General features: G+C 67.7%; 19 protein-coding genes. 11 read left to right on the forward strand and 8 right to left on the reverse strand.

All coding sequences use genetic code 11. The features are described 5' to 3' along the window. Nucleotides 1-2 precede the first annotated feature (2 nt). Both C7402_RS41380 and C7402_RS41385 read right to left on the reverse strand, forming a co-directional pair. Nucleotides 3-1,535 carry an FAD-dependent oxidoreductase gene (locus C7402_RS41380; RefSeq protein ID WP_116614676.1) on the reverse strand — a complete coding sequence of 511 codons (1,533 nt, stop codon included), beginning with the start codon at nt 1,533-1,535 and terminating at the stop codon, nt 3-5. Next, entirely contained in the window at nt 1,532-2,719 is a 1,188-nt protein-coding gene (locus C7402_RS41385) for an FAD-dependent oxidoreductase (protein WP_116614677.1), read from the reverse strand. Before C7402_RS41385 ends, C7402_RS41380 begins: the two co-directional genes overlap by 4 nt. A gap of 85 nt (nt 2,720-2,804) precedes the next feature. Here C7402_RS41385 and C7402_RS41390 point away from each other — a divergent pair, with 85 nt between their 5' ends. From C7402_RS41390 to C7402_RS41410, 5 genes are all read left to right on the forward strand, one after another. After that, nucleotides 2,805-3,497 carry a TetR/AcrR family transcriptional regulator gene (locus C7402_RS41390; protein WP_116614678.1) on the forward strand — a complete coding sequence of 231 codons (693 nt, stop codon included), beginning with the start codon at nt 2,805-2,807 and terminating at the stop codon, nt 3,495-3,497. Nucleotides 3,498-3,652: 155 nt separating this feature from the next. Continuing rightward, nucleotides 3,653-4,570: a LysR family transcriptional regulator gene (locus C7402_RS41395; RefSeq protein WP_116614679.1), complete on the forward strand. Its 918-nt coding sequence runs from the start codon at nt 3,653-3,655 to the stop codon at nt 4,568-4,570. Nucleotides 4,571-4,747: 177 nt separating this feature from the next. Next, the gene (locus C7402_RS41400; protein ID WP_116614680.1) at nt 4,748-5,800 is read left to right on the forward strand and encodes an Ldh family oxidoreductase; all 1,053 of its coding nucleotides are present in this window, start codon (nt 4,748-4,750) and stop codon (nt 5,798-5,800) included. Nucleotides 5,801-5,894: 94 nt separating this feature from the next. Then, nucleotides 5,895-7,175 carry an MFS transporter gene (locus tag C7402_RS41405; protein WP_116614681.1) on the forward strand — a complete coding sequence of 427 codons (1,281 nt, stop codon included), beginning with the start codon at nt 5,895-5,897 and terminating at the stop codon, nt 7,173-7,175. 33 nt (nt 7,176-7,208) lie between these two features. Continuing rightward, complete coding sequence (locus C7402_RS41410) at nt 7,209-7,940, forward strand: ABC transporter substrate-binding protein (protein WP_116614682.1); 732 nt, start codon at nt 7,209-7,211, stop codon at nt 7,938-7,940. Between the two features lie 329 nt (nt 7,941-8,269). Here the strand turns inward: C7402_RS41410 and C7402_RS41415 are convergent, their stop codons facing one another. After that, nucleotides 8,270-8,659, reverse strand: a complete 390-nt coding sequence (locus C7402_RS41415) for a hypothetical protein (protein WP_112177447.1) — start codon at nt 8,657-8,659, stop codon at nt 8,270-8,272. Between the two features lie 382 nt (nt 8,660-9,041). Here C7402_RS41415 and C7402_RS41420 point away from each other — a divergent pair, with 382 nt between their 5' ends. From C7402_RS41420 to C7402_RS41435, 4 genes are read left to right on the forward strand one after another with little or no spacing between them, the layout of a single operon-like run. Further along, nucleotides 9,042-9,785, forward strand: coding sequence for a (Fe-S)-binding protein (locus C7402_RS41420; protein WP_112177446.1), 744 nt, complete (start codon nt 9,042-9,044; stop codon nt 9,783-9,785). Further along, nucleotides 9,782-11,164, forward strand: a complete 1,383-nt coding sequence (locus C7402_RS41425; protein ID WP_112177445.1) for a lactate utilization protein B — start codon at nt 9,782-9,784, stop codon at nt 11,162-11,164. Before C7402_RS41420 ends, C7402_RS41425 begins: the two co-directional genes overlap by 4 nt. Next, complete coding sequence (locus C7402_RS41430; RefSeq protein WP_116614684.1) at nt 11,161-11,760, forward strand: LutC/YkgG family protein; 600 nt, start codon at nt 11,161-11,163, stop codon at nt 11,758-11,760. Before C7402_RS41425 ends, C7402_RS41430 begins: the two co-directional genes overlap by 4 nt. Nucleotides 11,761-11,776: 16 nt before the next feature. Next, the gene (locus C7402_RS41435) at nt 11,777-13,987 is read left to right on the forward strand and encodes an FUSC family protein (RefSeq protein WP_116614685.1); all 2,211 of its coding nucleotides are present in this window, start codon (nt 11,777-11,779) and stop codon (nt 13,985-13,987) included. Nucleotides 13,988-14,011: 24 nt separating this feature from the next. Here the strand turns inward: C7402_RS41435 and C7402_RS41440 are convergent, their stop codons facing one another. The 3 genes from C7402_RS41440 to C7402_RS41450 are packed head-to-tail and all read right to left on the reverse strand — an operon-like array spanning nt 14,012 to nt 17,418. Then, the gene (locus tag C7402_RS41440) at nt 14,012-14,779 is read right to left on the reverse strand and encodes a response regulator (protein WP_116614686.1); all 768 of its coding nucleotides are present in this window, start codon (nt 14,777-14,779) and stop codon (nt 14,012-14,014) included. 57 nt (nt 14,780-14,836) lie between these two features. Then, nucleotides 14,837-17,023: an ATP-binding protein gene (locus C7402_RS41445; protein WP_116614687.1), complete on the reverse strand. Its 2,187-nt coding sequence runs from the start codon at nt 17,021-17,023 to the stop codon at nt 14,837-14,839. Beyond that, nucleotides 17,020-17,418, reverse strand: a complete 399-nt coding sequence (locus C7402_RS41450) for a response regulator (protein ID WP_116614688.1) — start codon at nt 17,416-17,418, stop codon at nt 17,020-17,022. The genes C7402_RS41445 and C7402_RS41450 overlap by 4 nt, the downstream gene beginning before the upstream one ends. Nucleotides 17,419-17,838: 420 nt before the next feature. Here C7402_RS41450 and C7402_RS41455 point away from each other — a divergent pair, with 420 nt between their 5' ends. Continuing rightward, on the forward strand, nt 17,839-18,987 hold the full coding sequence (locus C7402_RS41455; protein ID WP_372460358.1) for a porin: 1,149 nt from the start codon (nt 17,839-17,841) through the stop codon (nt 18,985-18,987). A 26-nt stretch (nt 18,988-19,013) separates the two neighbouring features. Here C7402_RS41455 and C7402_RS41460 read toward each other — a convergent pair whose 3' ends face one another. Further along, nucleotides 19,014-20,003 carry a LysR family transcriptional regulator gene (locus C7402_RS41460; RefSeq protein ID WP_116614690.1) on the reverse strand — a complete coding sequence of 330 codons (990 nt, stop codon included), beginning with the start codon at nt 20,001-20,003 and terminating at the stop codon, nt 19,014-19,016. A gap of 19 nt (nt 20,004-20,022) precedes the next feature. After that, the gene (locus tag C7402_RS41465; protein ID WP_116614691.1) at nt 20,023-21,555 is read right to left on the reverse strand and encodes a succinate CoA transferase; all 1,533 of its coding nucleotides are present in this window, start codon (nt 21,553-21,555) and stop codon (nt 20,023-20,025) included. A 182-nt stretch (nt 21,556-21,737) separates the two neighbouring features. On the opposite strand from C7402_RS41465, the gene C7402_RS41470 reads away from it, so the two are divergent. Next, nucleotides 21,738-22,652: a LysR family transcriptional regulator gene (locus C7402_RS41470; RefSeq protein WP_112177476.1), complete on the forward strand. Its 915-nt coding sequence runs from the start codon at nt 21,738-21,740 to the stop codon at nt 22,650-22,652. Nucleotides 22,653-22,709 lie beyond the last annotated feature (57 nt).

Consider the following 22,709-nt stretch of genomic DNA (forward strand, 5'->3'; position numbering starts at 1 on the left):
GGTCACGCGGGTTGGCCGAACCACCGCTCGGCCGCTGCGGCCAGGGCCTCCAGCCTCGGCGCATCGTCGGCGGCCCAGGCAACGATGCCATCAGGGCGCACGAGCAGCGCATTCAGACCGAGGCGCTCCTTGACGCCGCCCGCCGCATACGCGATGCGGCCGCGCCAGCGGCTTGCAAGCGCCTCGAGCGACGGACGCGAATCAAAGTCCAGCAGCAGGCCCGAGCCCGTTCTGAGCCGCTCGCCCACGGTCGTCCCGTCCGCCAACGCAAAGTCGGGAACGCTGCGGCCGACAAGCGGATGGTCGCCCCCCAGGTCGTAGCGCAGGGACACCGCCCACACGCGCTCGGCGAAATACGTCGCGCCGTCGCGCGTGCCGACGAGATCGCGCATGATCGCTTCGAGCGCGCGCGTGCTGGGCGTCGGGCGCATCAGGGCGACCTGGGCGCGCGACCAGTCCAGCACCTGCGCACCGACGGGATGCCGCTCCCGCTCATAGCTGTCGAGCAGGGCCGCCGGTGCGTCGCCGCGTAGCGTCGCGGCCAGTTTCCAGCCCAGGTTCATCGCGTCGCCCAGGCCCAGATTGAGCCCCTGGCCGCCCAGCGGGGAATGGATGTGCGCGGCGTCGCCCGCCAGCAATACGCGACCCGCGCGGCCCGCGCGGTAAGCCGTCGCCTGCCGTGCGCGATCCGTCCAGGTCGCGGCGAGGTGCAAGGCGGTCAAGGTGACGTCGATGCCGGAGATCCGCCGCAGGACGGCCTGCACATGGTCGAGCGTAATCGAACGGGTACGGTGGAACGCGCCGCCGTCGAAATCGACCATCGCGATCGTTCCGGGACGCGCAAACGTGTACATGCCCGTCGGCGTGTAATGGCGGCCGGGTTCGAGCAGGTCCGGCTGAGCCAGTTCGACTTCGACGCAATAGCCGGTGAACTCGGCATCGGTGCCCGCGAACGCGAAGCCGCCCGCTTTGCGGACCGTGCTGCGCCCGCCGTCGCATCCCACCAGCCAGCGCGCGTGGAACGTCTCGCCACCGGCGTGCACGCTCACGCCGTCTCCCGACTGATCGAAGCCCTCTACTGCGAGGCCGCGCCGGATCTCCACGCCCAGCGCGTGCGCACGCGCCGCGAGCGCCGTTTCCAGCGACTCCATATCAACCGCCATGCTGGTACCGGCCGGACCCGGCAACCGGTACGGCCACTGCGAGGTGTCGATGGCCTCGTGAAAGAAGGGGATACCGGCGAAGTGGCCTGCGGGGCGGCGCGCCTGCTGCATCCAGTGCGCGCCGGGTGGCGCACCGCCTGTGTCGTGCTTCGCGCGTTGCGACCTCGTGATGTCGTCCAGCAAGCCGCGACGGTGGAACGCTTCGAGCGTGGGCGCCGAGAGGCCACGCATGCCGAACGGCAGACGCTTCAACGCGGCGCGCGGGTCTTCGGCCTGCTCCAGCACCCGCACCGTGACGCCCGCCAGGCGAAGCTCGCAAGCGAGAAAGAGGCCGACCGGGCCGCCACCTGCAATGACGACGTCATGGCTCACGCGGACGGCTCCCGAAGCGCTGCCTGCTGTGTTCCCGCCACGCCGCTCAGGAAGTCGACAAGGCTCAACGGCGCGCGCTCGTCGAGGCACAGTTCAAGCGTCGCGCAGGAATCCGCGGCGGCGGCCGCGCTGCGCGCGAACATCGTGGCTTCGTACGCGGCGAGCGCGGTCTCGACATCGCCGGGATGCGCCGCAATCGCCGCCCCAAGCTCCGCGCCGTCGAGCATGGCGAGGTTCGCGCCCTCGCCCGCCGGAGGCGCGAGGTGCGCGGCGTCGCCCAGCAGCGTCACCCCGCGCACGCGACTCCATCGATGGCCAACCGGCAGCATATGGAGCGGCCGCAGGACCGGCGCGGCCTCGCCCTCGGTGATGAGCGCCCTGAGCGCGGGCGACCAGCCGTCGAACTCGGCCGCGACTTTCGCCGTCACGCTCGCGGCATCGGCGAAGTCGAGCGCGTCGAACCATGCCAGCGGGCGCTTCAGCGCGATATACGCGTGCAGCACCGCGCCGGGCTCCCGGTGCGCGAAGATCCCCTTGCCCGGCGCGAGCGCGAACAGCGCCCCGCCGCCTACGGCCGCCGCCGCCGGAGCGTGCCGCGCATCGGCGTCGTGCAGGCAGGTTTCGATGAACGACGTGCCGACATACTCGGGCTGCGCCCCGGAGAGCAGCGGCCTGACCTTCGACCACGCGCCATCGGCGCCGACGAGCAGGCGGCTGACCTCGCTCGATCCGTCGGCAAAGCTCAGCCGATGCTCGCCCTGGCCGAGCGGCGTGATGTTGCTGAGCTTCTTCCCCCACCGGATCGTCTGCGGCGGCAGCGACTCGACGAGAATGCGCCGCAGTTCGCCGCGCGGCGCCTCCGGCCGCCCGCCCGTGCCATCGTCTGATTCCTCGAACAGCATCCGGCCCTGCGAGTCCAGCACGCGCGTGGCCTCGCCGCCTGCGTGAACGATCGCGCGGAATGCTTCGGTGAGCCCGGCCGCCGCGAGCGCGACCTGCCCGTCATGCTCGTGGATGTCGAGCAAACCGCCTTGCGTGCGCGCTTGCGCCGACGGCTCCGCCTCGTAGACGATCGCCGGAATGCCGTGCAGGTGCAGCACCCGCGCGAGCACGAGGCCGCCGAGTCCCGCGCCGACAATCGTGACGGGGCTGGTTGGGGGCGTAAAGGTCACTGGGGTCGCCATCAAAGCCTTCTTCCATTGGGTATGGAACGTTGTTCCATGGAAAAAATAGTTTGGAACAATGTTCCATGCATGTCAAGCTACGCCCATGACTACGGAAATTCGGACCAGACGGCGCGCCGACGCGCTCACCAAGGAGCGGATCGTCGAGGCGGCGATCGCGATCCTCGACCAGGACGGCGAGGACGCCCTGACTTTCCGCGCCCTGGCGGCGCGCCTCGCGACCGGCAGCGGCGCGCTCTACTGGCACGTTGCCGACAAGCAAGAACTGCTCGCGGCGGCCACGGACCAGATCATCGCCGCCGTGCTGACCGAGGCGGTGAGCCGGCCCAGGCCGCAGGACGCGATCCGCGCGCTTGCCCTCGGCGTGTTTGACGCCATCGACGCGCACCCCTGGGTGGGCGGGCAGCTATCGCGCGATCCGTGGCAGTACGCGGTCCTGCGCATCCTGGAAGGCATAGGCGGGCAGATCCAGGCGCTGGGTGTGCCCGAGCACGCGCAGTTCAACGCGGCCACGGCCCTCATGAGCTTCATTCTCGGTCTTGCGGGCCAGTACGCTTCGCGGCCCCGCGCCTGCGAGGACGGCATGGACCGGGTGGCGATTCTCGAAAGCGTCGCGGCGAAATGGGCGCAACTCGACCCGGTGGAGCACCCGTTCGTGCGCCAAGTGGCGACGATGCTGGCCGGGCACGACGACCGCGAGCAATTCCTGGCGGGCATCGACCTCATTCTGGCCGGCATCGAGACCGGCATTGCCCGCAGCGGCGATGCGAACGCGTAGCGCGCCGACACGCCGCGCACAATATTAATCAGCAGTCCGACATTGATTGTCACCGTTTGCGTTCATCTGCCGATTCGTGTGCCGCACGCACGAATTGACAGCGCGCAGCGGCGCGTCGACACTGAACGCCTCTTCCCTCCTGCGTGGCCAATGGCATGAACTTCGAGATTTCGGACTTGCGCGCCTTTGTCGCGACAGCGGACCTGGGCAGCTTTCGCGCCGCGGCCGACACGCTGCATCTGTCGCCATCGGCGTTGTCGCGTCGCATCGAGAAGCTGGAGGAGGCGCTGGGCGTGAGGCTTTTCGAGCGCACCACGCGCAAGATGGACCTGACCATCGTCGGTCGGGGTTTTCTGGAGCGCGCGCACCGGATCCTCAACGAGGTCGACAACTCGATGCTGGAGTTCGACGATCTCGCGCGCAAGATGACGGGCGAACTCACGATCGCGTGCGTGCCCTCGGCGGTGCGCTATTTCCTGCCGGAAGCCATTGCGGTCTATCACCAGCGTTACCCCGGCATTCGCCTGCGCCTGATCGACGAGCCTTCGTCGATGGTGTTTCTCGCTGTCGCGCGCGGCGAAGCCGATTTCGGCCTCACCTACGTCGGCACCCAGGAGCCGGACATCGAATTCACGCCGCTGCTGGACGACCCGTTCGTGCTCGCCTGCCCGCGCGGCCACCCGCTCGCGAAACGCAAATCCGTGGCGTGGGCGGAACTCGTCAACCTCGACTATCTGGCGATCGCGCAGGGCAGCGGCAATCGCGCGGTCATCGACGAAGCGCTGGCCGGTGTCGCCGGCCGCCCGAAATGGTTTTGCGAGGTGCGCCATGTGCCCGCGCTGGTGAGCCTGATCGAAGCGGGACTGGGCGTGGGCGTCGTGCCACGGCTCGCCATGCCGCGCGGTCCGCACAAGGCGCTCACGAGCGTCGCGCTGGTCGATCCGCCGATCCGGCGCACGCTGGGTGTCCTCCAGCGGCGCGGGCGCGGCTTGTCTTCCGCCGCGCGCTTCTTCCTTCAGTTGTTGACGGAAATGCGCGCGCCCGACGCGCTTCCCGCCAGCGCGCCCGCGTAAGCGACCCTCCCTTGATGTCGTGCGCTCAGTGCGATTCGTGCGTCCAGCGCACCAATCGCACGAAAATATGCGTTTGTTCCGGGCACCGCTTCTATCCGATCATCTGCGAAACGCAAGCGCTGTGACGCAGCAGCCGCTTGACCCACGGTTTTCAGATCGAAGGAGACGACCCGTTCCATGACCCCGCCCACCTCCACCCCGCAAGGCATCGTCAGCCAGGCTCAACTGACCGAGCTGACCATCGAAGCGCTGTGCACACTCGGCCTGAATCGCGCCGACGCCACCGACACCGCCACCGTTCTCGTGCTCGCCGACCTGTTCGGTTTGCGCACGCACGGCACGAGCCGGATCGAATCGTACGGCGCCCGCCTGCGCATCGGCGGCATCAATCCCACGCCGTCGATCACCGCCGAGCAGGTCGGCCCGGCGCTTCACCGCCTCGACGGCGACAACGGCGTCGGCCCGCTCGTGGGCTATCGCGCGCTCGATCTGGCGATGACGGCCGCGCGCGAAAACGGCATCGCATGCGTGTTCGTGCGCGGCAGCAATCACTTCGGCCCGGTGTCGCCGTACTCGTACCTGGCCGCCAAGCAAGGCTTCGCCAGCATCATCGGCAGCAACGCAACAACGACCATCGCGCCGTGGGGCGGCACCGACGCGCGCCTGGGCAACAGCCCGGTCGGCTTCGGCGTGCCGAACCCGCAAGGGCACCCGTTCCTCCTCGACATGGCGATCAGCGTCGCGGCGCGGGCCAAGATCCGCAACGCGCTCAAGCGCGGCGAAGCGATTCCCGGCGACTGGGCGACCGACGCGCAAGGCAAGCCGACCACCGACCCGAAAGCGGCGCTAGACGGCTTCCTGCTGCCGATTGGCGGCCACAAGGGCTACGGGCTCGCGCTGGTCGTCGACCTGCTCGCGGGGCTGCTTTCCGGCGCGGCCTACCTGACGCACGTAAAGTCGTGGGAAGACGACCCGGAACAGCCGCAGAACCTCGGCCATTTCTTTATCCTGATCGATACGAACAGGCTCGGCAGCACCGCGTGGCTCGCCGCGCGCATGGCCGACTATGCGGCGATCCTGCACGGCTGCGCACCCGCCAATCCCGATGCGCCCGTGATCGTGCCAGGCGAGATCGAACTGGGCCGCCTGGAGCGCCAGATGGCCGAAGGCATCGACATCGGCGCGGCGCAGCTCGCAATGCTGGAAGCGACCGCGCGGCCGCAACGCTGAAGGCGGCAAAGACAGGCAAACACAGGCGGCCGACCGTGCGGCGCATCCGGGCACACGGTCCGTCAAGCCCATAACAAGCTCCAGGGAGCGACAGGTGACAAACATTCGATGGCGCATCGTCCTGCTGCTGTTCATCGCAGGCTTCATCAATTATCTCGACCGCTCGGCGCTTTCCGTCGCCGCGCCCGCCGTGGCGCAGGAACTGCGCATTTCCCCGGCGAGTCTGGGCCTCGTATTCTCGACCTTCTTCATCGGCTACGCGGCGTTCAATTTCATCGGCGGCTGGGCGGCCGACCGCTGGGGCGGCAAGCGCGTGTTCTCCGGCGCGATCCTCGCGTGGTCGCTGCTGTGCGGCGCCACCGGACTCGCCACCGGCTTCGGCTCGCTGCTGGCGGTCCGCACCTTCTTCGGCATGGCCGAGGGACCGCTCGCCACGACGATCAACAAGATCGTGAACAACTGGTTCCCTCACAAGGAATCGGCCACCGCGTTCGGCTTCGCCAATTGCGGCCTGCCGCTGGGCGGCGCGGTGGCGGGCCCGGTGGTCGGGCTGCTGACGGCCGCGTACGGCTGGCGCGTCGCATTCGCGGGCGTCGCGTGTTTCGGGCTGCTCTGGCTGATCTTCTGGCACTTCATGGCCACCGACAAACCGCATCAGCATCCGCGCGTCTCGGCCGACGAGCGCCGCCTGATCGAATCCGACCGCAGCGTGTCCGACGATCCCGCCGACGTGAAGCCCCTCGGCTTCTACCTCAAGCAGCCTGCCATTCTCGCGGCGATGATCTCGTACTTCGGCTATAGCTACATCCTGTTCTTCTTCCTCACGTGGTTCCCGAGCTTCCTGACGATGGACCGCCATCTGAGCCTGAAAAGCATGAGCCTCGCGACGGTGCTGCCATGGCTGCTGGGCTTTATCGGCTACGGCCTGAGCGGCGTGCTCTCCGACCTGATCTTCCGCCGCACGGGCAACGCGCTGCGCGCGCGCAAGTGGGTGTTGATCGTATGCCTGGGCGCCGCGGGCGTTTGCGTGACGCTCGCGGGCGCCGTGACGACCACGGCCGGCGCGCTGCTGCTGATGGCCGTTGCCGTGTTCGCGCTGTACTTGAGCGGCAGCACGTACTGGGCGCTGATTCAGGACACGATTCCCGGCCCGAAGCTCGGCAGCGTCGGCGGCTGCGTGCATGCGATCGCGAACTGCGCGGGTATCGTCGGCCCGGCGGTCACGGGCTTTCTCGTCCAGCAAAGCCACACGTTCTTCAGCGCGTTCGTGCTGGCGGGCGGCATCGCGCTCGCCAGCGTGCTGGCCGTGGCGATCCTGCTGCGACCGCGAGCAAGCGCGCGGCGCGAGTCGGGCGAAGCGCGCATCTGCGGCTGAACGCATCCCTAACCTCAATTCCATTCCACCCACATGAAACCCGATCCGTCCATCATTCGCGCCTTCACGCCCACGGGCAAGCTGCGGGCATCGATCAATCTGGGCAACCCCATTCTCGCGGGCACGGACGCAAGCGGCGCGCCGGCCGGCGTGTCGGTCGATCTCGCGCGCGCCTTTGCCGCCACGGTGGGCGTGGCGCTGGAACTCGTGGTGTTCGATGCGGCCGGCAAGTCCGTGCAGGCGGTGAGCGAGGAGCGCGCGGACTTCGGCTTCTTCGCCGTGGACCCGCTGCGCGGCGAAACCATCGCGTTTACCGCGCCATACGTGCTGATCGAAGGCTACTACCTCGTGCGAGACGCCTCGCCGATTCGCCGCAACGAGGAGGTCGACCAGCCGCAACACCGCGTGACCGTGGGCAAAGGCAGCGCCTACGATCTGTTCCTCACGCGCGAATTGAAGCACGCGCAGATCGTGCGCGCGCCGACCTCGCCGAGCGTCGTCCAGACCTTCCTCGACCAAAACCTGGAAGTCGCGGCAGGCGTAAAGCAGCAACTCGAAGCCGATGCGCGCGAGGCCCACGGCCTGCGCCTGCTCGACGAGCGTTTCATGGTGATCCGCCAGGCGATGGGCGTGCCGAAAAGCCGTGGCGCAGCGGCGGCGCAGGCACTGCATGCGTTCGTCGAAGAGGCCAAGGCATCCGGCTTCGTCGCCGAGGCGCTCGCGCGGCATGGGATCGTGGGCGCGTCGGTCGCGCCAGCCGCGTAAGGGCGAGCGTGAGGCGGGACGTGCCCGGCTTCACGGCAGCCAATACCGGCGCAGCCAGGTCCTGCGCCGGTATTGGCGGCGCGGACCATGACGCCAGCGTGCGGCGGCGGGGATCGATCGATGGCGAGTCAGCACGATGGTGAATAACGCACGGCCACCACACGAAAAAACGCCGCACCGGGCTTGCCCCGGTGCGGCCAACAAGCTGACGGGCGGGACTCTCGCTCCTGATACCCATCAACTGGGAGAGCTTCGAGGCTAACATGCGGCGCGGCGCGGTCCAGCCTTCTGCCGGAATGTGAACGGCTTTGTCCGATCGGAACTAGGGCCTAAAGATCGAGCGCTTGCTTGAAGCGCTCGTTCAACGCCGCGAGTTCCGCGATGTTGCGCGCGTGCATCTGCATTTCCTGCTCCGCCATCAGGCGGTGGCGCGGGTTCGTCTCGGTTGCGAGCAGTGTCTCCAGCGCGGCCATGCGCGCGCGCCGCTGCTGAATCTCGGCCTCGGCGTTCGCATTGACGTCGAGCACGCGCGAGATTTCCTCTTCGAAAGGCGCGGGCTCGCCGTTCTGCCATTCGGTCCACTGTTCGACCTTCTCTTCCCAGGAGCGCCGCCAAAGCCCCTGCTGCGGATCTTTGGGGTCGAGCGCATCGATCTGCCGCCGGGCATGATCGATTGCATTGCGCAGATGCGCGTTCTTCACGATGCCGTGGTCGTCCATAGTGCTTTCCTCTGCCGGGGCGTCCGTCGAATTTGCGCAGCCGAAAAAAAGGCGCCGCACCGTCGCCAACGGCGGTGCGGCGAGGGGACTGACGGGCGGCAACCGGTAGCCGAAGCCCGTCAGCGAGAGAGCCTTCAAACTACCACGCCAACCCGCGCTATCCGGTCTTCCATGCGCAAGGAGACCGTAATTGTCCGATCGGAACTAGCGGTCATGGGCCGGCGACACTCGCACGGCCACCCGGTTACATGCCGCGTTACAGATGTAATGCGCGCGGCGCGCCTCGAAATGCGGGCGCAATCGCGCGCTTGCACACTCTCGATCACGCCTGCGCCGGGCCGCGCCGCCCGCATGCGCAGGCTTTGTTCGAGGAGCCGATGCAATGAAAGTCGCGCTGTTTATTCCGTGTTTCATCGACGCCTTCTTCCCCGAAGTGGGCGTCGCCACCTTGCAACTGCTGGAGCGTCTGGGCTGCACGGTGGACTATCCGTTGGATCAGACCTGCTGCGGCCAGCCGATGGGCAACAGCGGCTGCGAAAAAGAGGCCGCCGCCACGGAGAATCTCTTCGTGCGCAATTTCACGGGCTACGATTACATCGTTTCGCCTAGCGGCAGTTGCGTGCATCACGTGCGCGACCACTTGACCGCGGCCGACCAGTCGCGCGACACCCTCGCGGTGCGCCGCCGTACGTTCGAGCTGGTGGAATTCATCCACGACGTGCTCAACGTGCGCGCATTCCCGTGGGCGTCGTTTCCGCACAAGGTCGGGCTGCACAACAGTTGCGGCACGCTGCGCGGTCTTCACACCGCCAGCACGTCGGAAATCGACGAGCCGTTCTTTTCCAAGCCGCTTGCGCTGCTGCAAAACGTCAAGGGCATCGAATTCATTCACCCCGATCGCCCCGACGAATGCTGCGGCTTCGGCGGCACGTTCTGCGTGTCGGAGGAACCCGTTTCCGCGCGCATGGGCGGCGACAAGGTGCGCGACCACAAGCGCAACGGCGCCGAATACATCGTCTCGGCGGATTCGTCGTGCCTGATGCATCAGAAAGGCTGCTCGGAGCGCCTGGGCCTCGGTCTGAAGTTCATCCACATCGCACAGATTCTCAACGGAGCAACGGCATGAAGCGCGTCGATCATGCGGGGTATTCGAAGCAGTTCATCGCCGACGAAAAGCACATTGCGTTTCACGACAAGCGCCTGTGGGATTTGCGCTCCGCGCGCGACGTCGAGGTGCACGGCATTGCCGAATGGGAGGAACTGCGCTCGCTCGCGTCCGCGATCAAGGAGCACACGCTGACCCATTTGCCCGACTATCTGGAGGAATTCGAGCGCAACGCCACGGCCAACGGCGTCGTCGTGCACTGGGCGAAGGACGCGGAGGAACACAACCGCATCGTCCACGAAATACTCAGCGCGCGCGGCGCGCGGCTGCTCGTGAAAAGCAAGTCGATGCTCACTGAGGAATGCGAAATGCGCCCGTATCTGGAGGCGCGCGGCATTGCCGTGGTGGAGACCGATCTCGGCGAGCAGATCCAGCAGCTCGACGACCAGATGCCCTCGCACATCGTCGTGCCCGCCGTGCACAAGCTCGCGACCGACGTGGCGAAAACCTTCGCGCAGAACTACGGCACCGACCCGAACGAAAGCGACATTCCGAAGCTGGCCGAAGCGCAGCGCCAGGCCACGCGCCCGCGCATCCTGCGCGCCGACGCGGGCATGACGGGCTGCAATTTCGCGGTCGCGGAAACGGGCGGCATCACCGTCTGCACCAACGAAGGCAATGCGGACCTGAGCGCCAACGTGCCGCCGCTGCATATCGCCTCGATCGGCATCGAGAAGCTCATTCCCAAGCTCGAACATCTCGGCGTATTTATCCGCATGCTCTCGCGCAATGCGCTCGGCTCGCCCATCACGCAATACACCTCGCATTTTCGCGGTCCGCGCGACGGCGGCGAGATGCACTTCGTGCTGGTCGACAACGGCCGCTCGGCACGCCTCGCGATGGACGACTTCTGGTACTCGCTCAAATGCATTCGCTGCGGCGCCTGCATGAACACCTGCCCGGTGTACCGGCGCAGCAGCGGCCTGAGCTATGGCGGCGTGTATTCCGGGCCGATCGGCGCGATCATCAATCCCACCTTCGACCTGAAGAAGTACAGCTCGCTGCCGTTCGCCTCGACGCTCAACGGCAGTTGCACCAATGTCTGCCCCGTGAAGATCAATATTCACGAACAGATCTACAAATGGCGGCAGATCATCGCCGAACAGCACGAACTGCCCTTCGTCAAGCGCGAAGCCATGAAGGTCGCGGGCAAAGTGCTCGCGCATCCGAAGCTGTATCGCGCGGCGATCAAGGGCGCGGGCAAAGCGGTGGCGACGTTGCCGCGCGCGGTGCTCTACAATCCGCTCAACGCATGGGGCAAGCAGCGCGAGCTACCCGAGGCGCCGAAGGAAACCTTCCGCGACTGGTATCTGAAGCACAACAAGAGGAACAAGCCATGAGTAGCCGCGAAGCCATTCTTTCCCGTTTGCGCGAGGTGGAGCGCGCCGCGCGGCCGCTGCCCACGGTCCCTCTGTACGACATACCGCCCGAGGCCGTGCTCGACACCTTCAAGACCTCGCTCGCGCGACTGGGCGGCGTATGGTGCGAGCCGCCCGCCGACGGCGATCTCGACGCCTTCATTCGCACGCGCTTTGCGTCCGCGCGCGTGATCTGCTCGGCCACGCCCGAAGTGCGCGGCACGCGCGACCTGGCAACGATCGCCCGCCCGCACGATCTCGAAGACGTGGACGTGGGCGTGGTGCGGCCCGCATTCGCGGTCGCGGAAACCGGCTCGATCTGGCTGAGCGAGCACGAGTATCGCGTGAATGCGCTCGGCTATCTCCCGCAGCACCTGGTCGCGCTGCTCGATCCCGATCAGATCGTGAGCAATCTGCATCACGCCTACCGGCGGCGCGAGTTCTTCGAGTCCCGCTATGCGGTGCTCATGAGCGGGCCGTCGGCCACCGCCGATATCGAAGGCGTGCTGATTCGCGGCGCACAGGGCATCCGCTCGCTGACCATCGTGCCCGTGCGCCAGCCGCGCGCGGCAAGCTAGTCTCACGAGGCCGCGCATGATCTTCTCGATGGACGCCCGCGCCGCCCTCCTGCGCTCCATTTCGCACGGCCGTCACCGGCTGCCGTTCGCCGAATCGGTACGCGGCGGGTTGATCTGCGCCGCGCCCGCCGTGCTCGCGGCGGCCTGGCACGAGCCGCTGCTCTGCTGGTCGGCGATCGCCGCATTCTGGACCTGCCTGTGCGACGACTCGGGCACGCGGCCGCGCCAGCGTATGACGCAGGGGCTCGTGTTCGCGGTGCTCGGCGCGCTCGCCGCGGGCTGCGCGATCGCGGCGGGCGCGGTGCCCGGCTTAGCCATTGCGCTCGCGGGCGTGAGCGCGTGGCTCGGCGCGCTGGTGCGCTGCCGGGGCGCGCTGCCGGGGCTGCGCGGCTTGCTCGCCGCGACCGCCTTCGCGGTGTGCGCGGCGTTCCCGGTGCATGGCGCCCAAGCCGCGCTCGACTATGCCGTTTTCTTTCTTGGCGGCGGGCTCTGGGCCATCGCCTGCAATCTCGCGCTCTGGCAATACAGCGCCGATACGCGTGTACGCGCCGCGACATTTGCCTGGCTCTACGCGTTGGGCTCCTATGTGAGCAAGCTCGCGCAGACGCCCGATCTTCGCCACGGCGCGGCGGCGAGCCGTGCGGAACTGCGCACCGCGCTCGACGCCATGAGCGCCGCGATCACGGCCGCGCCCGGCGAAGTCGCGCCTGGCTGCCGCCGCTGGCTGGCCGACGCCGAACAGGCCATGGCGTTGCTCGCCGGGATCGAAAGTCTGTTGCACAGCAGGCGGCGCGCGCCGCAACCGGCCGTGGAGCGCGCCACGCTCGACCTGATCGCCGCCACGCTCAAGCGGCTGGCGGACGGCATCGACGCCTGCGCGCTGGACGTGCGCCGCGCCACGCCGCCCGACCCCGCCACGACCGCCGCGCGCCTGCGTCCTTTCGCCGACTATGCCGCCCACGTTGAACATGCCGGACATGCCGAACTCGCGCGCCCGCCGGTCGAGGCCGAAGCCCTGGCAGCCGACGCGCCGCGCGCCGCGCGCGCGTGGCGCGACGCGTTCATGACGTTGAGCGCGCGCCTCGCCACCCTGGTCGCCGAAGCGGACAGCGAGACGCGCGGCGCGACGCACCGCGCCCCGGCGAGCGCCACGCGCACGAGCCGGCCGTGGCGCGACGCCTTCGCGGCCGTCACCGCGCAAGTGCGCACGCAAGGCGTGTTCGCGCGCTACGCCGCGCGCCTCGCGCTCGCGGCCATGGTGGCCGTGACGCTCGCGCGCTGGCGCAGCGCGGAGCAAGGTTACTGGCTCGCGCTCACGACCATGTTCATCGTGCAGCCGACCTTCTCGCAAACGGTCAGGGTGTCGAGCCTGCGCATCGGCGGCACGATGCTCGGCGCGGTGCTCGCCTCGGCGCTCGCGCTCCTGATCCACAGCCCGATCCTGCTCGCGCTCGCGATCCTGCCGCTCGCCACCGGCACGCTCGCCGCGCGCGCGGTGAGCTATGTCTCGTACATCCTCTTTCTCACCTCGCACTTCGTGCTGGTCGCGCACCTGGGCACGCCGGTTGGCGAGCCGTGGGATCTCGCGGTCTCGCGCGTGCTCAACAGCCTCGCGGGCGTGGCGGTAGGCGTGGCGGCGAGCTTTCTCGCCTGGCCCGAGTGGGAGCAGCACAAGCTCGCGCCCGCCGCATCACGCGCCCTTGCGTGCGTGAGCGACTATGTGCAGGCGGTGCTGCGCGGGTACGCGCCGGACCACGAGGCGCGAGCGCCGGAAGCCATCGAAAAAGCGGAAAAGGCCGAAGCCACCGACTGCGACACGCGCGCGATCGCCGCGCTGCGCAGGCAGGCCTGCCTCGCGGTGGATGCGCTCGAAGCCGTGATCGCCGCCACGCGGCTCGAATCGCTGAGTTCGAATCACCGCGCGGCGCACGCGAGCGTGCTGATGCTGCGTCTGCGCAAACTCGTGGGCGTGGTGTCGCCGCTGGAAGGCGCCGATGCCGCGCTCGACGCCGCCGACCGCGCGCGTCTCGCCGCGCTCGCGCAATCGGTGAGCGCGCTGCTGCGCGCGACGCGCGAGGAACGCGCCAGCCTGCGCGCGCATCTGCAAGCCGAGGCCGAAGCCGAGCCCGCCGGCAGCGCCCGCTCGTTCTTCGCGCGTCATATCGAACATGAGGTGATCGAGGGCGCGCTGGCCGTGTCGATGGTGTTGCCCGACGTGCTCGACTGAGCCCGCCCTGGCCCGCGCGCGGCCTTAGCGCACACCGCTCCAGCCCGCGGCGTTGCTGAGCTTTTCCACGGGCGCCGCGAACACATAGCCGGCGCCGCGCGCCGTCTTGATGAACTCGGGCCGCGCGGGCACCGCCTCGATCTTGCGGCGCAGCCGCAGGATCTGCACGTCGATCGAGCGGTCGTACACGTCGTCGTACATGCGGCTCGCCTCCAGCAACTGCTCGCGCGCGAGCACGCAGCCCGGCGCGGCAAGAAACGCATTGAGCAGGCTGAATTCGCCGTTGGTGAGCGGCACGACTTCACCGCGAGGCGAGGTGAGCTTGCGCGTGCCGATATTCAGTTCCCAACCGGCGAAGCGGTACGCGCGCGCATCGATCTGCCGCCCCGTGGCGGGGGCCGAGCCGGCCGCCGTGACGCTCGCGCGGCGCAGCAGCGCCCGCACGCGCGCGAGCAATTCGCGCGAGCTGAAGGGCTTGGTGAGATAGTCGTCGGCGCCCAGTTCGAGCGCCATCACGCGATCGGCCTCCTCGCGCAAACCGGACACCACGATGATCGGCAACGCCGACTGCACGCGGATGCGCCGGGCGATCTCGATGCCGTCCTCGCCCGGCATGCGCAGATCGAGTATCACCAGGTCGATCGCCTCCTCGGCCAGCGCGACGGACATCGCCTTGCCGCTGGCCGCCGCGCTCACGCGCATGCCGTTCTCGACGAGATAGGCGGCGATGAGTTCGCGAATGGCCCGGTCGTCGTCGACCACGAGAATATGGGGCGGGTTGGGCTCGTTCATGACAGCACGGGTTTCGGCTTGATTTTTTGCGTAGGGTCGCGCAATGACGACTGAAAATTATAGCGGCAGCGCCGCGCGGATCGCGCGCCCGAGCGCCTCGCGATTCACGGGCTTTTTCAGCACCGCGTGCACGCCCGCCGCGCGCGCCGCCTCGTCGAGCAGCGCCGTGCCATAACCGCTCACGAGCAACGCGGGCAGCTCGGGGCGCAGCGCGTGCAGCCGCTCGATCAGTTCGATGCCGCTCATCTCCGGCATGGTCTGGTCGGTGAGCACGAGGTCGAAGCGCTGCGGCTCGCTGAGAAAGGCGTCGAGCGCCGCCTGCGGCGAAGCGAAGCCCACCGGCTCGTAGCCGAGTTCCGCCAGCCATTCCTCGCCGAGTTCGACGAGCGTGTGCTCGTCGTCCACCAGCAGGATCGTTTCGCCGTTGCCTTGCGGCGCACGCGCGGCCGCCTCACGCTCGTCGCCTGCGGCGGCGCGCGCGTCGCGGGTGAACGCCTGCGCGATCGGCAGATAGATGAAAAAGCACGCGCCCTCGCCGGGCGCGCTCTGCACGTCGATCACCCCGCCATACTCCTTCACGATGCCGTCGACGAGCGAGAGCCCGAGTCCGGTGCCCGCGCCGCGCCGGCGCGTCGTGAAGAACGGATCGAAGATCCGCTCGCGCACCTCGGGTGCGATGCCCGCGCCGGTATCGGCCACGCCGATGCGCACGTAACGCGACGCTGGCGGCGCGGCAACGGCGCCGCTCACATCGCTCATGTCGCTCTCATCGACCGAAACCGTGATCGCGCCTGGCCCCTCCAGCGCGTGCAGCGCGTTGCTGCACAAATTCATGACGACCTGATGCAGATGCGTGGGATCGCCCTGCACGACGGCGTCGGGCGCGTCGATGCGCAATGCGATGCGCACGCCGCGCGGCACCTGCGCCTTGAACAGATCGACGGTTTCCTCCACCACCGAGGCGACATGGACCGGCAGCCGCGCCGCCATGCCGCTGCGGCTGAACGCAAGAATGCGCTCGACCAGCTGGCTCGCGCGCGTGCCCGCGTTGAGCACCTGCTGCGCGTCGCGGCGCGCGGGCGAATCGGCGGGCAGCGCGGCGAAAACGCGTTCGCCATAGCCAAGAATCGCGCTGAGAATATTGTTGAAGTCGTGCGCGATGCCGCCCGCGAACGTCCCGAGCGCTTCGAGCTTCTGCGCCTGGCGCAGTTGCGCTTCGAGACGCAGCCGCTCGGCTTCGGCGGCGCGGCGCGCGCTCACGTCGTCGATGACGGCCACCAGCATGCCGTCGAGTTCGCCCGAAGCGGACAGCCGCGAAATGCTCATTTCCGTCCAGATCACCGTGCCGTCGCGGTGCACGTAGCGCTTGCCGAACGTCACGTGCGAGCGCGCGCCGCGCTCCAGTTCCGCCACCTTGGCGCGCGTGAGCGCGACGTCGTCGGGGTGCGTGATGTCGTCGGGCGCGAGCCCGTGCAGCGCCTCCAGCGTATAGCCGACCATGCGGCAGAAAGCCGGATTCGCGACCATGTACGGCTGATTGGGCAAGAGCATGACGATGCCGACCGGCGCGTTGTCGAACACGGCGCGCCACCGCTGCTCGCCCGCGCGCAAACCGGCATGCGCGCGGTCCTGGCGGCGCACCTGGCGCATCAGCAGATAGAGCAGCACGAGCACGAACGCCGAGATCGCGAACGTGCGCGCGAGCGTGGCGCGCGTGGTGCTGCGCCAGCCGCCTAGCACCTGCGCGCGCGAACGGCCGACTTCGACGACGAGCGGATGGCCCGGCACGGCCGCGCGCGCGGTCAACGGGGCGGCAGCGGCCTGCGTTGCGCGTTCGGTGGCGCGTTCGGTGGCGCTTTCGGTGGCGCTTTCGGTGGCAATTTCACAGGCGAACGCGCGAGCCTCGCCGATGCCCTCGATCGCAAGCGACAGTTGTTCGTCGCGCGCAACCTGTGCGAGCCCGGCGAGCAGCGCTGCGCACTCGCCGCGCGCGTAGACGGGGGGCGTGCCCGGCATCCGGTCGAGTGTCTGCCCGACCTGCCCGGCCCACACCTGCGCGACGAGCTGCAACGCGCGCTGCCCTTCGGCGAGCGTAGCGCCGCGGCTTTGCCAGACGTTCACGAAGGCCGCCGCGCACAGCACGAGCACGACCAGCAGGCCGCCCGCGAGCGTCGTGCGATGGCTCGCGGGGCGCGCGTTTTCATCGGCGTCGTGCGGGCGGGCGAACCAGGCGGGCCGCTTCATGATGCAAGCGACGTCATCAATTGCCGGACGTTGGCGAGCAGCGCGGCGCAATCGAGCGGCTTGGCGATCACGCGGTCCGCGCCCAGTTGGCGCGCCACGGAAGCGGCCGTCCCCACGTTGAAGCGGAAGCGGCCCGAGATCGCGACGATGCGCGCGTGCGGATATCGCTCGCGCAGGCGGCGCAATTGCGCGGCGCCATCGCATTTCGGCTCGCCCAGCGCAACCACGATCACGCCGACGCTTTGGGCGCGCGCGTCGGGCACATCAGGCACATCGGGCAGGCGTTCGAGCGTGTCGGCGTGGGCGTGGGCGACGAAGCTCGCTTCGCGCAGCGTCGCCACGATCAGCTCGCGGGTGCCGGCATCGTCTTCCAGCACAAGAATCGAATGGGACATGGCCGCGCCTGCTCCCGGCCACGGACCCGGCCGCTGGGCGCCGGCCCGGAAAACGAGCCAGCGCCGTTAGTTTACGGGAGCACGGTTGCCTGTGGATGCCAGGCGGGCAACCGCAAGGTTACAGATGAAACATGGCCGTAGCGGCTCGCGCAGGCGCGTCAAGCAAGATATGGCGATTTCCATTTCGCAAATCGATCGATACCCCTCGCAGCGCCCGCCCTCGCCTGTCACCGGCTTCGTTGAGCGATCTGGAACACTCTCTTGCGTTCGCCGCGATTTTTCCGCCGCCGCTCCCCATCGACCATACCGACGCGCAAACCGCACGAACAACGTATAGCAGCGCAAAACGTTTCGATAAATTCATAAGCATTACTTAAAATAAGGGGAAAGCCAATGCAGGTCCGGAAAATCAAACTCGACATGGGTCTCGCGAGCGTCGCGATCGCCTTCGCGAGTTCCGCGAGCCATGCCCAGTCCGTCCGCCTGTCCGGCTCCGTCGACGCCGGTATCGCGTACGTGAGCGACGCGGGCAACACGAACGGCCATCAAAGCGCCTGGCAGGCGAAAAACGGCGACATCAACATCAGCCGCTGGGCCTTGACCGGCAACGAGCCGCTCAGCAGCGATCTCAGCGCGATCTTCACGCTCACCAACGGCTTTTCCGTGATGAACGGCAACGCGGCGCAACAAGGGCGCCTGTTCGGCTTCCAGGCGTGGATGGGGCTATCGTCGCAGCGCGCGGGCACGCTCACGATGGGACGCCAGTTCGACGAAGTCGTGCAGTTCGTCGAACCGTTCTCGCTCGGCGGAACCTCGTATGGCGGCGCGGGCTTCGCGCACGTCTACGACAACGACAATCTCGACAACTACACCCGCATCAACAATTCGGTCAAATACGTCACGCCGGTGCTGGGCAACCTGAAACTCGGCGCGCTGTACGGGTTCTCAAACGCAGCGGGCGGCTTCGCGAACAACCGCGCGTACAGCTTCGGCTTCTCGTATCAGTACGGCAATCTCGACACCGGCGCGGGCTACTTCCAGCTGGACCGCGCCTCGAACCTCGCAACGGCCAACACCGATGGCGCCGTGCCCGCCGGCGCGCCCTTCAATGCCGAGCGGCAGCGCACGTGGGCCGCAGGCGGCCTTTATCATTTCGGTTCCGGCGCGGCAGGCCTCATCTTCAGCGAAACGCGGCTGGACAACGCCACCTCGATCAACAACGTGGCCGACACCGCCATCAGCCTGCCGGGCGACGACGTGCGCTTCGACAACGTCGAAGTCAATATCCGCTATTACGTGACGCCGAACTGGAACCTCTCCGCGGGCTACACCTTCACGCTAGGCCGCTTCGCCACGCCAAGCGGCGTGCGCTATCCGAAATGGCACCAGGCGGGCATCGTGTCCACCTATTTCCTCTCGCCGCGCACCGACGTCTATGTCGAGACGATCTATCAACGCGCGAACCAGCTGGAAGGCACCGGCATTCAAGGCGCGCAGATCTCGAACTTCTCGCGTGCGTCAGGCGCGAACCAGCTCGTCGCGGCCGTGGGCCTGCGGCATCGTTTCTAGCGGCACGGCGGCTGCGTGGGAAAAATTCACGACACGTCCGCCGACGCTTCATGCGCCTCGATCACGGGCGTATGCGCGAGTGGCTCGCGCGTCAGTTTTTCCAGCAGCGCCATGTCGCGAGCGATCACCTCGGGCAGATGGGCGCGCAGGAACTCCACCCAGGTCTTCGTCTTCGCATCGACGAACTTGCGCGACGGATACAGCGCATACACGTTGACCTTCTGGAGAATGTGCTGCGGCAGCACGCGCACGAGCGTGCCGTTGCGCAGCCCGTCGATGGCCGCATAAACGGGCAGCATGCCGATGCCCATGCCCTCGCGAATCGCCACCGCGAGCGATTCCGCGATATTCACCTGCACCGGCCCGTCCACGTGCATGGCCACGCTGCCCTCCGGGCCTTCGAGCGTCCATTCGTGCACGGGCGAGGTCGGCGTCTTGAGGATCAGGCAATCGTGATGCGCGAGATCGGCGGGCGTGTGCGGCGCGCCGTGGGTACGCACATAGCCCGGCGACGCGCACAGGACGCTGCACGACGACCCCAGTTGATGCGATACGAGATCGGAGTTCGGCAGCGAAGTGGCCGTCACCACCGACACATCGCTGCTGCCCTCGAACAAATCGGCCATGCGCTGCGAGAGCGTGAGCTCGATCGTCACCTCGGGATGCAACGCGCGGTACTTCGAGATCGCGGGCAGCACGTACTGTTGCCCGATGCTCGCGAAGCTGTGCAAACGCAACGCGCCCGCCGGACGTTCATGCGCGCCGCTGGCTTCCTCCTCGGCGCTGCCGAGATCCGCGAGAATCTGCTTGCAGCGCTTCAGATAAAGCTCGCCGGCGGGCGTGAGCGCGAGGCGCCGCGTGGAGCGGTTGAGCAGGCGCGTGCGCAGATGCGCCTCCAGTTCGGAGAGCGCGCGCGACATGGCGCCCGTGGTCGAATCGAGCGAGTGGGCCGCGGCGGTGAAGCTGCCGGCCTCGACGATGCGGACGAACACCCGCATGTTTTGTAACGTATCCATCGTGCAAGATCAGGCAAAGTCAGGCAGGCTCGGTAAGCGCTTGCGAAGGCGCGCGCACGGTCTGATCGGCGCGCATGCTGCCGCGCTCGCGATAGCGCGCGTGCCACGCGAGCGCTTCCTCGATCAGATGAGGCGTGTGGCCGCCGCGCGCGGCCGCCTTCGTCACGTAGTCACGCAGCACGTCACGGTACGACGGGTCCGCGCAATGCGCGATGATCTGCTGCGCGCGCTCGCGCGGCGCGAGGCCGCGCAGGTCCGCCAGCCCGTGCTCGGTGACGATGACGTCCACATCCTGGCCGATATGATCGACGTGCGACACCATCGGGACGATGCTCGAAATGTCGCCGTCCTTCGCCAGCGACTTCGTCACGAACACGGACAGATACGCATTGCGCGCGAAATCGCCCGAGCCGCCGATGCCGTTCATCATGTGCGTGCCGCCCACGTGCGTCGAGTTCACGTTGCCGTAAATGTCGCATTCGAGCGCGGTGTTCACCGCAATGACGCCCAGCCGCCGAATGACCTCGGGATGGTTGCTGACCTCTTGCGGCCGCAGCAGGACGCGCGAGCGGTAGCGCTCCAGGCCCTCGAAAAAGCGCTTCTGATATTCACTCGACAGCATGATCGCGGAGGCGCAGGCGAAATCGACACAGCCCGTGTCGATGAGTTCGATGGCGCCGTCCTGAAGCACCTCCGAATACATGCGCAAACCGCGAAAGCCCGAATCGACGAGCCCGTGCAGCACCGCGTTGGCGATGGAGCCCACGCCCGCCTGAAGCGGCCGCAACGAGGGGCCGAGCCTTCCCGCGCGCACTTCGTTGGCGAGAAAGCCGCTCAGGTGCCCGGCGATCAGCGTGGTGTCCGAATCCGGCGGCAGCACCTTGTTAGGGCTGTCGCCCTTGCGCGTGACGACGATCGCCGCAATCTTTTGCGGGTCCAGCGGAATAAAGGGAAGACCGATGCGCTGCGCCGCGCTGGTCAGCGCAAGCGGCTCGCGATCGGGACGCGCGCGCGGCACATAAACGTCGTGCAGCCCTTCGAGCCCGAGCGGCATCTCCAGGTTGATCTCGACGATCACCTGCTTCGCGAGCGCCGCGAACACGGCCGAATTGCCGACCGACATCGTCGGCACGATACCGGCTTCGCCCACCGCCACCGCTTCGATCACGGCCACGTCGACCGGGCCGAGGTGGCCGTCGCGCAACTGCTCAGCCATTTCGGAAAGATGGAGGTCGATGAACATCGCCTCGCCCGCGTTGATCTGCTTGCGCAGGGTGCGGTCCGACTGAAACGGCATGCGCCGCTCGATGGCGCCCGCTTCGGCGAGCACGCCGTCCACTTCGTGGCCCACCGACGCGCCCGTCATCAGCGTAATCCGTAAGGAGTGCTTGCGGGCGCGCTCGGCCAGCGCCAGCGGAACCACCTTGCAGTCACCGGCGGCGCCAAAGCCGCTCATGCCGACGGTCATGCCGTCATGAATCAGCGACGCGGCCTCGTCCGCCGTCACGATCCTGTCGCGCAACGGCGCCAGGCGAATCCGCTCCTCAAGCACTTCTGTCTCCTTTGGTATGCCACTGTCCGCCGGTTTGCCGCCCATCTGTACGATGAATGACGCCTATCCGACTCCAGATGTCATCAAGTTTAATGAAGATTCTTCGATGCATAACGTGATTTAATGTCATCAAATCCAGTCGTTTTTTTCATGCCTTCCGCCGTCTCTTTCTCCTTACGACGATGCCCATCGATGTCCGCGCGCTGCGCTACTTTGTCGAAACCGTTCAACTGGGCAGCTTCACCCAGGCCGCGGCCGCCGTGTTTGTCACCCAGTCGACAATCAGCAAGATGGTGCGGCAGCTCGAAGACGAAGTCGGGCAACCGCTGCTGATCCGCGACGGCCGCCAGGTGCAGCTCACCGACGTCGGGCGCGTGGTCTATGAGCGCGGCTTGCAGGCGCTTTCGGTGATCCGCGAACTGCAAACGGAAGTCGCCGACGTCGCGCAGCTCGGCCGGGGCCAGCTCACGGTGGGCATGCCGCCAATGGGCAACCTGTTCTTCCCGGCCGCCGTTCGCGCCTTTCAGCAGCGTTACCCGAAGCTCGAACTGCGGCTCGCCGAACATGGCGGGCAATTGCTCGAACAGAAAGTCATCGACGGCGAACTGGAAGTCGGCGCCACCGTGCTGTTGCCGGGCGCGAGCCAGGAGAAGCTCGCGACCCGCGTGATCGCGCGCTACACGATCTGGGCCGTGGGGCCGCGCGAGGCGCCGTGGGCGGGACGGCGCACCGTGAAGCTCGCCGCGCTCAAGGATCAGCCGCTGATCCTGCTGGACGACGCCTTTGCCCTGACCCGCCGCCTGCGTGCGGCATTTCAGGACGCCGGGATCGAGCCGCACGTCGTGGCCAGAAGCGGGCACTGGGACTTTCTTGCGGCGATGGCGGCGGCGGGGCTCGGCACCACGTTCCTGCCCGAACCGTTTCTCGCGCACCTCGATGTCAGCAATCTCGCGCTGGCGCGCGTGACGGAGCCCGCGCTCGACTGGACGCTCACGCACATCTGGTCGCCGGATCGTTACATGTCGCACGCCGCGCGCGCCTGGCTCGCCTTGTGCGGCGAGGTGCTGGGCAAGCAGGCGCGGGTTGGCGTGCTCTAGGGCATGCGCCGCGCCGGTCCATGCGAAAATCAGCGACTCAACGTCGCCGGGAGCGAG

This window comes from Paraburkholderia unamae, assembly GCF_003096875.1.
Lineage (GTDB): Bacteria > Pseudomonadota > Gammaproteobacteria > Burkholderiales > Burkholderiaceae > Paraburkholderia > Paraburkholderia unamae.

Bases quoted from the DNA above. Each gene is read 5' to 3' on its own strand.
- C7402_RS41425 (WP_112177445.1), top strand. From the start codon at position 9,782: ATGAAGCGCGTCGATCATGCGGGGTATTCGAAGCAGTTCATCGCCGAC.
- C7402_RS41390 (WP_116614678.1), top strand. From the start codon at position 2,805: ATGACTACGGAAATTCGGACCAGACGGCGCGCCGACGCGCTCACCAAG.
- C7402_RS41395 (WP_116614679.1), top strand. From the start codon at position 3,653: ATGAACTTCGAGATTTCGGACTTGCGCGCCTTTGTCGCGACAGCGGAC.
- C7402_RS41420 (WP_112177446.1), top strand. From the start codon at position 9,042: ATGAAAGTCGCGCTGTTTATTCCGTGTTTCATCGACGCCTTCTTCCCC.
- C7402_RS41430 (WP_116614684.1), top strand. From the start codon at position 11,161: ATGAGTAGCCGCGAAGCCATTCTTTCCCGTTTGCGCGAGGTGGAGCGC.
- C7402_RS41385 (WP_116614677.1), bottom strand. From the start codon at position 2,719: ATGGCGACCCCAGTGACCTTTACGCCCCCAACCAGCCCCGTCACGATT.
- C7402_RS41435 (WP_116614685.1), top strand. From the start codon at position 11,777: ATGATCTTCTCGATGGACGCCCGCGCCGCCCTCCTGCGCTCCATTTCG.
- C7402_RS41400 (WP_116614680.1), top strand. From the start codon at position 4,748: ATGACCCCGCCCACCTCCACCCCGCAAGGCATCGTCAGCCAGGCTCAA.
- C7402_RS41415 (WP_112177447.1), bottom strand. From the start codon at position 8,659: ATGGACGACCACGGCATCGTGAAGAACGCGCATCTGCGCAATGCAATC.
- C7402_RS41410 (WP_116614682.1), top strand. From the start codon at position 7,209: ATGAAACCCGATCCGTCCATCATTCGCGCCTTCACGCCCACGGGCAAG.
- C7402_RS41460 (WP_116614690.1), bottom strand. From the start codon at position 20,003: ATGGATACGTTACAAAACATGCGGGTGTTCGTCCGCATCGTCGAGGCC.
- C7402_RS41445 (WP_116614687.1), bottom strand. From the start codon at position 17,023: ATGAAGCGGCCCGCCTGGTTCGCCCGCCCGCACGACGCCGATGAAAAC.
- C7402_RS41455 (WP_372460358.1), top strand. From the start codon at position 17,839: ATGGGTCTCGCGAGCGTCGCGATCGCCTTCGCGAGTTCCGCGAGCCAT.
- C7402_RS41450 (WP_116614688.1), bottom strand. From the start codon at position 17,418: ATGTCCCATTCGATTCTTGTGCTGGAAGACGATGCCGGCACCCGCGAG.
- C7402_RS41470 (WP_112177476.1), top strand. From the start codon at position 21,738: ATGCCCATCGATGTCCGCGCGCTGCGCTACTTTGTCGAAACCGTTCAA.
- C7402_RS41440 (WP_116614686.1), bottom strand. From the start codon at position 14,779: ATGAACGAGCCCAACCCGCCCCATATTCTCGTGGTCGACGACGACCGG.